Origin of the sequence: Runella sp. MFBS21 (assembly GCF_029433105.1) — a bacterium.
Lineage (GTDB): Bacteria > Bacteroidota > Bacteroidia > Cytophagales > Spirosomataceae > Runella.
Map to the genome: position 1 here is coordinate 83,903 of NZ_JARNTW010000021.1, position 15,630 is coordinate 99,532.

Genomic DNA, 15,630 nt, shown 5'->3' on the forward strand with positions numbered 1-15,630 from the left:
TTAGTCTAATTTTAATAACTTACCTGAGGCATCAAACTCAGCTTCGTAATTTTTGGCTATAAGTGTGAATTTCACTTCATAGCCCGTGATAACCCCTACTTTGTCTTTCTCTACAACAGCACTCACAAAAGCGTAGCCTTTATAAGTGGCATCTAAATAGGCAGTAACTGAGGCTGGCAGGTCTTTTTGGGCAATGACCGTGTCGTTATGGTTATTGTCAGAGTCGGCTGACCCTTTTCCTTCACTATCACCTTTGCCACCTGTATTTACACTAACAAATGCACCAGCGACATCGAAATTAAGGTGATATTGAGTATTGTTCTGCACAATCTCAACTTTGTAGCCCGACAATACCCCGTTAGCCATTCTGCTTTCAGCCTCTTTGAAAGTATAACTTACATAATTGGCTTTGAGGTAGGATGTTATTGCTGCTAACAATGTTGATTCGGCAATACCCGTTCCTTGATCGTGGCCATTAGGGGTTTCGAGTTTGGTAAATTTACCAGCCGCATCAAATTCTAATTCGTACTGGGCTGTGCCAACGGTAATGAGTGCTTCGTAGCCTTTTACCAAACCAGAAGCATCTTTTTTGACATCGGCTTGCACAATGGCATAACCTGCATAATTGGCTTTGAGGTAGTCGGTAATAGCTGTTGGCAGGATAGCAGGGTCTATGACATCGCCCGTTTTCAAGAAAACACCGTTGTTTTGAAAGGTAGCCGTTTTTCGTGCATTACCCTGACTAAATGAAGCCATATAGGCCGTTGGTGCTGTCTGTGTCCAAGTGGTTTGGGTGGCCGATGGGAAATTTTTAGACATAGACGAAAGCACTATTTGCGGAACGTTAGCTACACTCACAGTATTAGCCACCTGTGGGGTCAGTGCATCATTTTTTGAGCATGATGATAGCATGAGCAACCCGCTAAAGGTTGCCAAAATTGCATATTTCATTGTTTTAATAGCGGGTTTAAATATGAATTAATTTTTAGATTGTCTGTATTTTTTAATTTTTGATTTCCGTGGCTGGTGCAGGGCGTAGTCAAACAAACCTATTCGAACCCCAGCCGTAACATTAAGGCCACTCAACTGCGCTGCAGTAGGGGTAGGCAACATAGTCATGGAAGTTGTCATGGTCATGGTCATCGTTTTTGCCATGACGGTAGGTACTATACGATAACTCAATCCTAAGAATACTTTGGCATATCTGAACATATTAGCCTCTACATTAATACCTGGTTGAATAACGAAATAAGACACATCGCCACCGTAGTTTTTATCTCTCCGGTTGGCTTCATTTTCGTTGTGCCTTCCACTATTGTTGTCGATATCTTGACCTTTTTCGTTGCCAATGGAATCTATTTTGGCCATGCCGCCCCCTATCAACAAAGGAAACGAAACATGAACAACGCCATCGGGTTTGGGGGTATATTCGAGTTTGAGGCCGCCATACATATTACTCAGGCTGAGGGCTTTGGTACTGTTCAATTTAGTAGGAGCAAAACCGTCGTCAATGGTGCTGTACCCTGCCAAACCAATACCCCATTTTTTGTTGAGGTGCAACATTCCCAATACTCCCGCCATGGGCGTAAATTGACCCGCCAAACCACCATAGATAATTTCTGAACCCACCGACAATCCTAAATGATGGAGTTTTTTAAGCGGATTTTTTACCCCCGAAAAAAGCGTACTCATTTTTTCTGATTGTTTGGCTTCTACCTTTGGGGTTGGATTTTCGGGCAGTATTTGTGGGGTGGTCTGTCCAAACGAAAAGGACGTAAAAAGCAACCCTACGACAGTAGCCACAAGCAAATTGTTTGTTTTCATGATGTTTGTTTTAAAAATAAAAATTAAGAAAAGATACGTAATGAAGTATTATTCAATTGATTTCACCTTCACTGTTTAAGCCCTTACCTGTGGTCGTAAATCTGGCACCATGAGCTGTGCAGTAAAGTTCTCCGTTTCGGTAAATAACCTGTCGCTGTCCTTCATGACTGCAAATCTGCGTAACTGCTACGTATATCCCCCCTGACTCACCTGCGCAACTACCGTCGTGTTTTGAATGAGATAACCGCCCACTTTAGACAAAGCAGCATTATTAAAGCTACTTAAGTCAATGATAAAATCAACTGGGCTACTTGCTTGGGGTAACGCCTCCACTGCTGCATGAAGTTAACGTTTCACCGGCACAATACACCGCTAACAGTAACGTCCCTTTCAGACCAATACTTTTTAAAAACTTGTTACAGTTTAATTTTTTATTGATTTCCATTTTACTTATTTGTCTTAAATTGAAAAAGTAGCTGTGTTTTAAATGCCTTCTATTAGTAAGTTGTAAACTGTAAAAGAAAGGTTGGGTAAGTGGTCAAAAAAACATTTTTTTTGTCATTTCCCAAAATTCCACTTAGCTCCCATTTTTACGCCAAAACTACTCACGACTGAGCGTATGGGCATCTCTCTCACCAAGCTCGATATACCTTGTGAGTAGTTGGGTTCAGCAAATAGATTAAAATGTTTCCCTATTCCCAATTCAACCCCAGCCCCTAAATTTACGCCATAAGAATTACGTAAATTTTGAAAATTCGTCAGCTCGGCTGTAAACTCCCGTCCCGAATTTTCAAAAACCTCTATTTTACCTTCTTGCAGAATAGGTAGTTGCGAGTATCCTCCCAATAGCCCATAAAATTGGAGTTTAATAGGCACTTGATTCAAGAATCTAAACTGTTTATCCCATACATTGTAGCGAACCAATAACGGCACGTTAATCACGTATCTTTGAATTGGCTCATGTATCTCTATCCCAACTACACTGCCCGATTGGGCAAGGACAGAAAGTTTTTCTGCTGGAATTTCCACCTTACCCAAGGCCGTTCGATATATATAGCCAAATCTGTCATTGATAGCTTCGGCAGTCAATATTTGTCGAAGATTTCGGTCATCAAAACTTGCCCCGCTAAATTCTACTCCCGCCAGCAACTGCCATTTTTCAGAAAGCCGTATTCCAGCTCGTAATCCAGCCGTTATGCCTGCCTGTAACTCTTCGTCACCATAATTAAATGCCTTTGGCTCATTTCGCCGCACATCAATTCCATTCCATTCCGGCGACACATAACTTGATAACGAAAGCCTATCTAATAATGGCGTTCTGACTTTGGGTAGTTTTAGTGCAGTTTTAATGTTTGGGTGATATTTTATTGAAGGTATGCCTAATGGGGCGTTTGGAGTTATGGGTAGTGGTTCTAAATAGTTTACTGTAAAAGTCTTAAAATCAAGAGCAGCCTTTTCTTCATTTTCACGACTACTGAGCGAACTCTCCTGGAGTAATGACGTATTGTTTTGCTCATTGCCAACTTGGTTTTTGGTTTGATTATCTTGTTCAAAATGATTTGACTTTTTACTATGCGTAATGCCTAATTTATTTTTGATTCTTCCTTGGTTATTCTGCTTTGTACTTATTATCAAGTCATTTTGAGTAATTTGTTCTTTATCTAAGCCGTGTTTGTCGTCTTCGGCTGGGTTATTGTCAGGTGTAATGATTTCGTAATTCTGTTCCTTTTTATTAAAATTAGGATTGATTTCGTTTGTTTTAGCATGCAAATTTTCAGCATATACAACTACGGGGCGATTCACGAAAACCCTTTCAGTTCTCGTCAAATAAACTGTATCTGTCTTTCTGGTAGTCACCACCTCTTTCTGCGCCAAAGGAGAGTCGTTTTGAGTCAAGTACAAAAAGGCCGTTCCACTTAAAAGAGTCGCTAACACACCTACAGTACCTTTAAGCCATAGATTTACACACTGATAGCGAATCAGTTGACGTTCGAGTACCGAAATTCGGATATTCGCCCACAGCGACCCAGGAGGTTCCACATTTTTACCTTCAATTACTCGGCGGAAACCCTTGTCTATTTCGTCTTCATTGAAATCAGCCATAGCTAATCAATAATTAAAAGTCCAATAAAAAATTCAACAAATGTTCGCTAATTTAGATTAAGCATTACTCTTTCTATCTTTTTCTGCAAAATTCGTCGCGCATCTGATAGATTCGATTTGGACGTTCCAACCGAAATATTCAGTTTTTGCGCAATTTCTTCATGCTTCATTCCTTCAAAAACGTACAGATTAAATACTATTTTATATGCAGGGGGCAATTCCTGTATCATGGCGATCAATTCATCAAAACTCATTTGAGAATAAATATCATCCGCAGAAATAGGATGATATTCTTCATGAATATTTTCAATACTACCCCCATAACTTTCTCGCTGTCTAGTATCTTTTCGGTACTGTTCAAGGGCTGTTAGAACCATAATTCGTCTAATCCATCCTTCAAACGACCCTTCGTTTCTAAATTTATGCAATGATTCAAAAACTTGGATAAAGCCTTCCTGCAACAAATCCTTAGCTTCGTCTTTGTCGTGGGCATAGCGCTGGCAAACCGCCAACATTTTGGCAGCAAAACGGCGATACAAGGCTTCAAAAGCAGACCCGTTGCCATTTAAACAGGCACGAATAAGTTGCTGTTCTTCGGTCAATAGCATTTGAGGTAGTTCTATTATGTTAGTTGCATTTGAGCAAGGAAAGGTTGGGTAAGAACTGCAATAATGCGATTGAAATTTGTAGAAATTCTGGATAAGTAATTTTACACCAGAAAAAAGTCTATGTATAATAGAGTTGTAGTCAATTGATTATCAATATTTTAGATGAATAGAGTTATATTTGAGCCATGATTAGCTACAAACATATCCGCAGTGACCGCCAATGGCGAGGCACAATTGGCTTAACAGAAGCCAAATTTCATATTTTGGTAAGCAAGTTTTCACAAGCCTATCAAAAAAAAAACGGCATAAGCCTACGGGAAAATGCCTCAAACTTAGCAACAACTTTGCTGCTTCCAACCTATGAAGATTGTGTTTTTTATGTACTTTTTCAACTCAAAAATAGCCTCAATTATGATAGTTTAGGGTTATTGATTCACACTGATGCCAGCAATGCGAGGTTAAATTTTGAGAAATATCTTTCTTATTTGAGCGACATTCTCACCGATTTAGGTGCTATGCCCAAACATTCTTTTTCCAGTGTTGAAGAGTTTGAATCTTACTTTTTAGGTATCGAAAGTCTTTTGATTGATGCTTCTGAGCAAGCTATTAATCGCCCACAAGGCAACGAGAATCAAAAAGAGTCGTACAGTGCAAAAAAAAGAAACACCCCTATAAAGAATTGATAATCAGCGGTAAAAACAAAATAATTCATTATGTTAGTAAAACATATAAAGGAAAAGTACATGATTTTACAATTTTGAAACAAGAGTTTCCTTATCAACAAAAATGGTTTGCCAAATTTCGTACTCGTTTGGATTTAGGTTTCCAAGCAATAGCTGATTTATATACATTTTCAGAGTTGGTTATCCCTCACAAAAAGAAACGAGTAAAAAAAGGGGAATCCAATCAACTCTCGCAGGAACAAATTCGATATAATAAACAAGTGGGTAAAGAGAGAATTTACATAGAACATAGCATTGGAGGTATGAAAAGATATAAAATTCTCGTTTACCGCTGTACTTTAAAATCCGAAAACACTCGAAACGTAATTGTTGGTGTTTGTGCCGCTCTTTGGAATTTTACTATAACCTAAAACCCTGATTATCAATTTAACACAACTCTAATACTTTTTTAGAATATGAATTATATATGAAACCTTGTTGCACAATATTTTAACGTACATTTGTCATGTGAAAATTTTAGCTGTCATATTATCCATTTATGTATTGGTGCTGTCAGGTCTCCCTTGTGAAGATGATGCCTGCCATGGAATGAATAATGGAAAAGCATCATCTTCACAAAGCAACCACGCTGACCATCAGGGAGACACAAAATGTTGTTCTCCTTTCTGTACTTGTTGTGGCTCAAACATTGCATTTAGCTTTCACTTTCCTGTATTAGTTCCTGAAAATCGAACCTCCTTTTTTACCCAAAAAGTAAAAATCGCCTTCCACAACGATTCTTTCTTTTCTAATTTCTACGGAAATATCTGGCAACCGCCCAAAATCTAATTTTGAAAGTCTTATGGCCATTTCTTCCTGTTGATAGCTACCTATCAATAGGGGTATTTGTTTATGGCACTTGCGGAACACCGCCTGTATGAATTTTTCAAAATTAGATTCATTAGAAATGTTAGATAAAATCATTCAATTCTCAATCAAAAATAAGTTTATCATAGGCTTATTTACGATGGCACTGGTCTTAGTAGGTATTTACAACCTCAGCCGACTACCAATTGATGCCCTGCCTGATATTACCAATAATCAAGTTCAGGTCATTACTAATGCCCCTACCTTAGCTACGCAAGAGGTAGAACAGTTTATTACCTATCCCATTGAGCAAACCATGAAAACCGTCCCACGCATTGTAGAAATGCGTTCACTTAGTCGTTTTGGACTAAGTGTGATTACCTTAGTTTTTGAGGAAAGTGTGGACATTTATTGGGCAAGAACTCAAATAAGTGAAAGACTAAAAGAGGCCGAAAGGCAAATTCCGAAAGGTATAGGCACACCAGAATTAGCACCTATCAGTACCGGTTTAGGTGAGATTTACCAATATGTGATTTACGCAAAAAAAGGCTTTGAAAAGCAGTATAGTGCGTCCAAACTACGAAGTATTCAAGACTGGATTGTAAAACCTCAATTGTTGGGTACGTCAGGCATTGCCGAAGTTACCACCTTGGGCGGTAGCCTCAAACAATACGAAATTGCAGTTGATCCTGACCGCCTAAAAAGCATGAACATTACCATTACTGATGTTTTTGATGCCCTTGAAAAAAACAACGAAAATACTGGTGGTGCTTATATAGATAAACAACCATACGTCTATTTTATCCGGGCTTTGGGAATGGTGAAATCTATCCCTGATATTGAAAAAATAGTAGTAAAAAACAACGATGGTATTCCTATTTTGATTCGAGATGTGGCAAAAGTGCAGGAAGGTTCGGCTTTGCGATATGGCGCAGTTACCAAAGATGGCAAAGGAGAGGTAGTAGGCGGAATGGTATTGATGCTCAAAGGCGAAAATTCTTCCGCTATTGTAAATCGTACCAAAGAGAAAGTTGAGCAAATTCGAAAATCATTGCCCGAAGGCATTGCCTTAGAACCATTTATAGACCGTACCAAATTAGTAAATAATGCCATCGGAACAGTCCAGACAAACCTACTCGAAGGAGCTTTGATTGTCATTTTTGTCTTGGTTTTGTTACTTGGCAACTGGCGTGCAGGTTTGGTAGTAGCCTCTGTGATACCTTTGGCACTGCTTTTTGCCGTCATTATGATGAATCTATTTGGCGTAAGTGGCAACCTGATGAGTTTGGGAGCAATAGATTTTGGGTTGATTGTAGATGGTGCTGTCATTATTGTTGAGGCGGTTATTCATCGGCTACATCTCAATAAAGAAGGGCGATTAACTGCCCAACAGATGGATGAAGAAGTTTTGGGCGCATCAAGCAAAATTAGGAGTAGTGCAGCTTTTGGCGAAATCATCATCCTCATCGTTTATTTACCCATTTTGGCATTGGTTGGCACCGAGGGAAAGATGTTTAAACCTATGGCTCAAACGGTCTCATTTGCTATTTTGGGAGCTTTTATCTTGTCTCTTACCTACGTTCCAATGGCTTCGGCTTTGTTTTTGAGCAAAACAATTAGCCATAAAAAGAACATTTCCGACAAAATCATTGACACCATTTACCGTTTCTACAAACCCGTTCTGGACAAAGCTCTACAAATGAAGGCTTTAATTTTGGGTGTATCGGTCACGATGTTTTTGATTGCTTTGTTGGTTTTTAGTAACATGGGTGGCGAATTTATTCCAACCTTAGAAGAAGGCGATTTTGCTATCAATTTTCGCAACGCCAACGGAAGTTCGTTGAGCATGAGTATTGAAACGTCCACCAAATTAGAGAAAATTCTGAAAACAAAATTTCCCGAAGTGGTGGAAGTTGTTACAAAAATTGGTTCAGCCGAAATTCCCACCGACCCAATGCCCATCGAATCAGCGGATATGATTATCATTCTCAAACCTAAAAAAGAATGGACAACTACCAAAGATTTCTACGAATTGGCCGATCTGATGAAAGAAGAATTGGAGCAAATTCCTGGCGTAGGTTTTGAAGTGTCACAACCCATACAAATGCGTTTTAATGAGTTGATGACGGGTGTTAGAAGCGATATTGCCATTAAGATTTTCGGAGAAGATTTAGAAAAACTGGCTGCTACATCTACAAATGCCATTGGCTTAATTGGAAGTATAGAAGGAGTAGCGGATATAAAAGACGAGCGGATAACAGGGATGCCTCAAATCACCGTGCGGTATAATCCTGACAAATTGGCTTTATATGGCTTAAATGTCGGCGACTTAAACAAAGTTATTAGAACAGGTTTTGCTGGCGAAGTCACTGGCAAAGTATATGAAGGCGAAAGGCGATATGAATTGGTAGTGCGATTAGACAAAGATTTTCGTCAAGATATTTCTAACGTAAAAAGTATTTTTGTGAGCCTACCGAATGGCAACCAAATTCCACTGGAACAGGTAGCAGAGGTAGGTATTGAGCAAGGTCCTGCCCAAATCAGTCGAGAAAATGGTAGAAGAAGAATCGTAATTGGGCTGAATGTTCGTGGTCGTGATGTAAAAAGTGTGGTAAACGAAATTCAGGCGAAATTAGACGCTAAACTCAAACTACCCGAAGGCTATTATGTAACTTATGGCGGACAATTTGAGAATTTAGTCGAAGCAAACAAGCGCCTTTCTGTGGCTGTTCCAGTGGCATTACTCCTCATTTTTGTATTACTTTTCTTCACATTCAACTCAGTCAAGCAATCCTTATTGATTTTTACGGCTATTCCACTTTCAGCAATTGGTGGCGTGTTTGCGCTTTGGCTGCGTGGAATGCCATTTAGTATTTCGGCAGGGATTGGCTTCATTGCCTTGTTTGGCGTAGCTGTTTTGAACGGAATTGTACTCATTGGTTATTTCAACCAACTCAAAGCCGAAGGTTGGGACAATGTGTTGGAAAGAATCAAAGAAGGCACAAAAGTGCGGCTACGCCCTGTGGTGATGACGGCGGCAGTAGCCTCTATGGGTTTTTTGCCTATGGCTTTAAGCAACGGCTCAGGGGCAGAAGTTCAAAAACCTTTGGCAACGGTCGTCATTGGAGGCTTATTAACAGCCTCTTTACTTACCCTTATTGTTTTACCGATTTTGTACTTACTACTTGAAAAAGGGATAAAAGTCCCTAAAAAATCAAATATCACACCTCTTATAGTCTTAGTTGGATTATTGCTGGGCGGCAAGGCGCAAGCTCAAACTTCTCTCAATCTCCAACAAGCCATTGAGTTGGGTACTAAAAATAATGGTCTTGTACAAGCCAGCGAGTTAGCTATCAAACTACAAAATCAGTTAAAACCTACGGCTATCGAATTGCCCAAAACCAACATTAACGCCATGCTGGGGCAATATAATACTCGCAGTTTCGACCAAAATTTTAGCATTTCACAAGGATTTAGCCCATTTCTATTTCAAGCTAAACGAGGCTTAATTAATGAGAATATTAAAGGTAGTGAACTGAAATTGTTTGCTACCAAATATGACATTGCTTTTCAGATTCGACAATCTTGGAATACCATTTTGTATCTGACTGCCTTGAATCAATTGCTCCAAAAACAAGGCGACTACCTACAAACATTCGTTAAAGCAGCAAACCTTAAATTCAAAACAGGCGACAGTAATTTATTGGAAAAAACTACTGCCGAAACCAAGCAACAAGAGTTAGTGCAAATTAAAAATCAAAACGAAGGCTTGATTTCGGGTGAAAAAATCAAATTGAAAAGCATTTTGAATCTGAATACCGATTTTACGCTTGTCGAAAATGAGTTTTTGCCCTCAAAACTCCTCAGTAGCGATTCGATGCTTATCAATCAAAATCCAATGCTAAAAATGGCATTGCAACAAATTGAAATAGCATCGGCCAGCAATAAAGTAGAGAAAGCCCTGCGAAAACCTGATTTTTCGGCAGGCTATTTTTTACAGTCACTCACGGGGAGTCAGCAAGTTGACGACAAAACGGTTTATTATAATGGCGTACCCCGTTTTCACGGTCTAACATTGGGTATAAGTGTCCCGATTTTCGGGGGGGCTTACAAAGCACGCATCAAAGCATCAGAAACGGATATTCAGCTACAACAAAAAAATGCTGAATACCTTAAAAATCAACTCAGTAGTCAGCTTTTTCAGCAACTTCAAGAGCAAAGAGTTAATCAGTCGTTACTTGATTATTATATCCAAACGGCTTTGCCTAATGCTGAAATCATCACCAAAAATGCTACAAAAGCCTACCAGAGTGGCGAAGCGGGTTATGTGGAATACCTACAAGGTTTAGAAACGGTTTTGAGTATTCAACGCAATTACTTGCAAGCCATTCATAATCTGAACCAGAACCTCATCAATATTCAGTATTTGTTGAACAACTAAATTTTGAAACCATGCAATTCCATATAAAAAATGTTTTTTCAGTAAGCACGGCTTTTGCCCTTTCCTTTTTGATTATTTTCTCTTGCAACAAAAAAGCGGAAACTGCCGAAACCGAAGACCACCACGGTGAAAAAGGAGTGGTAGAGCTTACACCAGCCCAAGTAAAAGCAGCGCAAATTATCTTTGGGGATTTTGAGAAGAAAAACCTCAGCGAAGTCATTACGACTAACGGCTACACTCAACTGCCCCCCCAAAGCCAAGCAGATGTGTCGGTTTTTATGAGTGGAATAGTCAAGACCATTACTGTAATAGAAGGACAGTATGTAAAGAAAGGTCAAACCATAGCCACATTTCAGAGTATGGAGTTTAATAACCTTCGCCTTGAAAAAGCAAAATTGATGGAGGAGTTGCAACAAGCCAAAGTCAACAAAGAGTTTTTGGATTTAGATTTTGCCCGACAAAAAGAACTGAGTGATGAAAACGTTACGGCTAAAAAAACGTTTCAAAAAGTCAGCTCAGAACTTGATTTGGTGAATAACAAAATCAAAATAACCCAACAGCAAATTGAAATCTTAGAGCAAAACTTACTCCTTAATGGTAATGGCAATGCTGCCACGATTTTGATTACCGCCCCAATTTCGGGTTATATCACCGCCATCAATGTAAAAATCGGGAGTAACATTTCGGCTAATACGTCATTATTTTCGATTGTAGATAATTCGGCAATGTACGTTGAGTTATTGGTTTACGAAAAAGACCTTTATAAAATACAAGTTGGCCAAAATTTACGCTTTGTGCTTACCAATCAGGGGAATAAGGAGATTATCGGCAATATTTTTAGCATTGGCAAAGCCTTTCAGAAACAAACCAAATCGGTGGCCATTCGTGCTAACATCAACAATAAGACTATCGGTTTAATACCAGGAATGTATGTCAATGCCTTAGTTGATATTGGCAATAGTGATGTGAATACCCTGCCAGCCGAAGCCATTGTAAAAGCCGAAGGCAAAGAGTTTATTTTTATTCGTGAGGCCGAAGAAAAACACGAACATAGTACAAGTGAGAAAAACCATGAAGAAGATACAGGTGTGCATTTCAAACGAATAGAGGTCAAAACAGGTACCTCTCAATTAGGATATATACAGGTTACCCCCTTGGAAACGATTCCAACAGGTGCAAAAATCGTCATAAAAGGAGCATATTATTTACAATCGTCCATTGCTAATGCCGAAGGTGGAGATGAGCATGGACATTGAGTAGCTTAAATATCAAACGAGAGGATGGCACAGTTTTCAGAAGTTTTTCTGTATGCCCTAATCCCTGTCATTTCTATCCTAATAGGAGGAATGACAGGCTTATTCCGAACGCCCAGTGGAGCGTTTAGAAGTTCGGTGTTGCATTTTGCTGCTGGCGTAGTTTTTTCGGTGGTTGCCGTAGAGTTGCTCCCTGATATTATTAAAGAACATAAGCCCATAGAAGTAGGTATTGGCTTTGGATTGGGGATTGCTACTATGCTTCTGATAAAATATTTTGCCGAAAAACTTGAATCTAACAGCGCAGAGAACAGCAATAAAAATAACTTACCAATAGGGCTGTTAGTGGCATTGGGAATAGATATGGTGATAGACGGTTTGTTGTTGGGGGTAGGCTTTGCCGCAGGTAATACCGAAGGTATTTTGCTATCAGTGGCATTGGCATTGGAGGTTTTTTCGTTGGGATTGGCCGTTGTATTAGCTTGCAGTAAAAGCAATATTTCCAACCAAAAGAGCCTACTTATCTTATTCCTTCTGGGTTTAGTTTTCTTCGTGGGGGCCGTTTTGGGAATTACGCTACTATCACGTTTATCACAAGAAATGCTTGAATTGGTTTTATCGTTTGGATTAGCCGCCTTGTTGTTTTTAGTAACAGAAGAACTACTCATTGAAGCCCACGAAGAAAAAGAAACCCTTTTACAAACCAGTATGTTTTTTGTAGGTTTCCTTATCTTTCTTTTAGTAGGGATGGTGGCATAATTTTAAAATATTGAAAAGCTAAGAATATATACAATATGAACCAAATTCTTTTCGGCTCGCTGATATTGAGCATTTTACATGCGCTGATTCCCAGCCATTGGCTACCCTTTGTTACCATTGGCAAAACTGAACGCTGGTCAGAAGGTCGCACCCTTACCGTAACGGCATTGTCAGGTCTTGCCCACACCATAAGCACTACCATTTTAGGAACTATTGTGGGTTTGGCTGGCTATGAATTAGCCGAAAAATACCATGAACTTGCTGAAAGCGTGATTCCTGCTGTGCTTCTGATGTTGGGGTTATGGTACCTAATGCAACACCTACGACATCAACATGCCCACGAACACATTGATACCCAAAAACAAAAAGGCAAATCATTCAAAGGTCTTTTGTTTTCGCTTTGTATCGGCATGTTTCTGTCACCTTGTATGGAAATCAATGCTTACTTTCTAAGTGCAGGGGCATTGGGCTGGCAAGCATTGAGTTTGGTGGCATTTATCTATAATGTGGTCACACTCGGAGGAATGCTAATCATGGTCTGGGTAGCAGGGCGTGGGCTTCGGCTCATCAATACCCACTGGTTTGAACATAACGAAAATCTCATAACGGGGCTAACCCTCATTGGATTAGCCATCCTCAATTTCTTTATCGAATTCTAACTGATCGTTTTTCATGGAAAAGAAAATGCAAAGTCATAAAAATCATACAACAGATAATTGCTGCGACACGTCGCCAAAAGTTAAAATGCCAATACATAGCGATAACGACGGACACGACCACGACGAAGAATCAGGTGAAGCAAGCCTATTTCAAAGCCGCTGGCGGTTGTGGTTGAGTTTAACAATCCTACTGGGTTTCATTGCCGTCACGCAGTTTTTCAAAGTAGAAGTAGCCAAATCCGTTGAAATTACTTTAATGACACTTGCCTACCTATTGGCTGGTTACAATACCCTCGAAAGGGCTTTTCGTTCGCTACGCCGAGGCGATTTTTTCAACGAGTTTACACTCATGTCCATTGCTACGTTGGGGGCATTTTACATTGGCGAATACAGCGAGGGTGTAGCCGTGATGATTTTCTATGAAATTGGCGAATTGTTTCAGGATTTGGCAGTCAATCGCTCCAAGCGTTCCATCAAATCCCTATTAGATGTGCGCCCTGAAACCGTAACAGTATTACGCAATGGTAATCAGCAGAGCATTAACCCATCATTGGTGCAAATTGGTGAAACTATTTTGGTGAAGCCTGGCGAAAAAGTCGCCTTAGACAGTACTTTATTGACTGATAACGCCAGTTTCAATACAGCAGCGCTCACGGGTGAATCTCGCCCCGACACCAAACGCATTGGCGAGGTAGTGTTGGCAGGGATGATTAACTTAGATAAAGTAATTGAACTGACAGTAACGACGGCTTTCAAGGACTCTAAACTTTCTCGTATCTTGGAAATGGTACAAGAGGCCACCGCTCGCAAAGCTCCTACCCAGTTGTTTATCAGCCGTATGGCAAAAATTTATACCCCCATTGTATTTGGATTGGCATTGGCAATTACCTTGATTCCTTTCCTTTTTGTATCGCCTTATATTTTCAATGACTGGTTGTATCGGGGTATGGTATTTTTGGTCATTGCCTGTCCTTGTGCGCTTACTGTTTCAATTCCTTTGGGCTATTTTGGCGGTATTGGCTTGGCTTCTCGCCACGGCATTTTAGTCAAAGGCTCTAATTTTTTGGACGTATTAACCGAAATTAATACAGTCGTTTCAGATAAAACAGGAACGCTGACAAAGGGCGTTTTTAAGGTGCAAACAGTTAGCCCCCCACCCCCCGATGGGGGAGTTTCCGAAGGAGAATTTATCAAACTAACCGCCGCTCTTGAAAGTAATTCTACGCACCCCGTGGCGAAGGCGGTGGTGGAGTATTCTAATGAACAGAAGGTAAATTGGCAAAATAGCAAAGTCGAAGCCGTAGAAGAAATATCGGGTCATGGCTTGAAGGGAATGGTAGATGGCAACGTAGTACTGGCGGGGAATTTGAAACTATTGCAAAAGTTCGTTATTTCATACCCCGCTGAATTGGTGCAAATCGTTGAAACGGTTGTGGTCATAGCCATTGATAATCAATACGCTGGCTATATCACCATTGCCGACGAGGTAAAAGACGATGCCGCCCAAACCGTTGCTGATTTGAAAGCGTTAGGTATTGAAACAGTTATGCTATCGGGCGATAAGTCGGCAGTGGTGCAAGAAGTAGCCCACAAACTGGATATCTCGAAATCCTACGGTGATTTACTACCTGAGGGTAAGGTAGAAAAAGTACAAGAACTTAAAAATCAGGGTAAAAAACTTGCTTTCGTTGGCGATGGTGTGAACGATGCTCCCGTAGTAGCCCTTGCCGATGCGGGCATTGCCATGGGGGGTATGGGGTCAGATGCCACTATCGAAACTGCCGACATTGTGATTCAGAATGACCAGCCACACAAGATTGTTTCAGCTATTAAAGTCGGAAAAATCACCAAATCAATTGTTTGGCAAAATATTTTGCTGGCGATGGGTGTAAAAGTGGCCGTTATGTTGTTGGGGGCAGGAGGTATCGCCACTTTGTGGGAAGCCGTTTTTGCCGATGTGGGTGTGGCTTTGTTGGCTATTTTGAATGCTTATCGAATTCAAGGCAAAAAGGTTTGACCTCACCATAGAATACCAAAATCAACATATTTTATCACTCATTTATCGCCGCATTTCTATGAAACTTTATTGGAGTATGCCCCCATCGTTGCGGCAGCACTATCAGCAAGAATTACAACATTACCAAAACGCTTTTGCTACAGGAAATTTATCAGAAGCATGGCATCGGCTCGAAAGAGCACACATTTTGGGACAGGCTTGGCCACTCGAACATTCCTATGTGCATTGGTTGATGCTCAGATTTGGTATTTATATCAAAAGTACCAAAGAAGTATTGGGGCAAATTCCGAGGTTATTGGTAGGAGGAGTTAAATCTTTTGTAGGGAAGATTCCAGTGGGTAATACGGGTGGGGCCAATGTTCCTTCCCTTCGCCCAATGGACATTTCGCCAGACTTGAAACAAATTTTAGAATCCAATCTAAAATGATTACCTTAAT

Annotated in this window: 13 protein-coding genes and 1 pseudogene; 9 read left to right on the top strand and 5 right to left on the bottom strand. The window is 40.2% G+C overall.

The window, feature by feature from the left end:
• The 5 genes from P1X15_RS26750 to P1X15_RS26765 form a co-directional block, all read right to left on the bottom strand.
• A complete protein-coding gene (locus P1X15_RS26750; RefSeq protein ID WP_277341203.1) occupies positions 1-951 on the bottom strand; it encodes a PepSY-like domain-containing protein in 951 nt (316 codons plus the stop codon).
• Positions 952-978: 27 nt separating this feature from the next.
• Complete coding sequence (locus P1X15_RS26755; RefSeq protein WP_277341204.1) at positions 979-1,824, bottom strand: hypothetical protein; 846 nt, start codon at positions 1,822-1,824, stop codon at positions 979-981.
• Positions 1,825-1,876: 52 nt separating this feature from the next.
• Positions 1,877-2,020 (bottom strand): Rieske 2Fe-2S domain-containing protein, encoded by a 144-nt coding sequence (locus tag P1X15_RS32640; RefSeq protein ID WP_409049710.1) that lies wholly within the window; start codon positions 2,018-2,020, stop codon positions 1,877-1,879.
• Between the two features lie 362 nt (positions 2,021-2,382).
• Positions 2,383-3,927, bottom strand: a complete 1,545-nt coding sequence (locus tag P1X15_RS26760) for a hypothetical protein (protein ID WP_277341205.1) — start codon at positions 3,925-3,927, stop codon at positions 2,383-2,385.
• A 47-nt stretch (positions 3,928-3,974) separates the two neighbouring features.
• Positions 3,975-4,535, bottom strand: a complete 561-nt coding sequence (locus P1X15_RS26765) for an RNA polymerase sigma factor (RefSeq protein WP_277341206.1) — start codon at positions 4,533-4,535, stop codon at positions 3,975-3,977.
• 185 nt (positions 4,536-4,720) lie between these two features.
• Between P1X15_RS26765 and P1X15_RS26770 the strand changes: the two genes are divergently transcribed.
• The 9 genes and pseudogenes from P1X15_RS26770 to P1X15_RS26805 all read left to right on the top strand — a co-directional run bounded on the left by P1X15_RS26770 (position 4,721) and on the right by P1X15_RS26805 (position 15,620).
• A complete protein-coding gene (locus tag P1X15_RS26770; RefSeq protein WP_277341207.1) occupies positions 4,721-5,218 on the top strand; it encodes a hypothetical protein in 498 nt (165 codons plus the stop codon).
• Positions 5,209-5,628, top strand: a pseudogene (locus P1X15_RS26775) (transposase family protein); the annotation flags it as partial. The gene P1X15_RS26770 and the pseudogene P1X15_RS26775, both read left to right, overlap by 10 nt.
• Before the next feature lie 97 nt (positions 5,629-5,725).
• A complete protein-coding gene (locus tag P1X15_RS32540) occupies positions 5,726-6,046 on the top strand; it encodes a DUF6660 family protein (protein WP_310586047.1) in 321 nt (106 codons plus the stop codon).
• 118 nt (positions 6,047-6,164) lie between these two features.
• Positions 6,165-10,505 (top strand): CusA/CzcA family heavy metal efflux RND transporter, encoded by a 4,341-nt coding sequence (locus P1X15_RS26780; RefSeq protein ID WP_277341208.1) that lies wholly within the window; start codon positions 6,165-6,167, stop codon positions 10,503-10,505.
• An 11-nt stretch (positions 10,506-10,516) separates the two neighbouring features.
• Positions 10,517-11,761 carry an efflux RND transporter periplasmic adaptor subunit gene (locus P1X15_RS26785; protein ID WP_277341209.1) on the top strand — a complete coding sequence of 415 codons (1,245 nt, stop codon included), beginning with the start codon at positions 10,517-10,519 and terminating at the stop codon, positions 11,759-11,761.
• Between the two features lie 24 nt (positions 11,762-11,785).
• Entirely contained in the window at positions 11,786-12,517 is a 732-nt protein-coding gene (locus P1X15_RS26790; protein WP_277341210.1) for a ZIP family metal transporter, read from the top strand.
• Positions 12,518-12,552: 35 nt separating this feature from the next.
• Positions 12,553-13,176 carry a hypothetical protein gene (locus P1X15_RS26795; protein ID WP_277341211.1) on the top strand — a complete coding sequence of 208 codons (624 nt, stop codon included), beginning with the start codon at positions 12,553-12,555 and terminating at the stop codon, positions 13,174-13,176.
• Between the two features lie 85 nt (positions 13,177-13,261).
• On the top strand, positions 13,262-15,193 hold the full coding sequence (locus tag P1X15_RS26800) for a heavy metal translocating P-type ATPase (RefSeq protein ID WP_277341212.1): 1,932 nt from the start codon (positions 13,262-13,264) through the stop codon (positions 15,191-15,193).
• A 76-nt stretch (positions 15,194-15,269) separates the two neighbouring features.
• Entirely contained in the window at positions 15,270-15,620 is a 351-nt protein-coding gene (locus tag P1X15_RS26805; protein ID WP_277341213.1) for a DUF3703 domain-containing protein, read from the top strand.
• Positions 15,621-15,630: the final 10 nt, after the last annotated feature.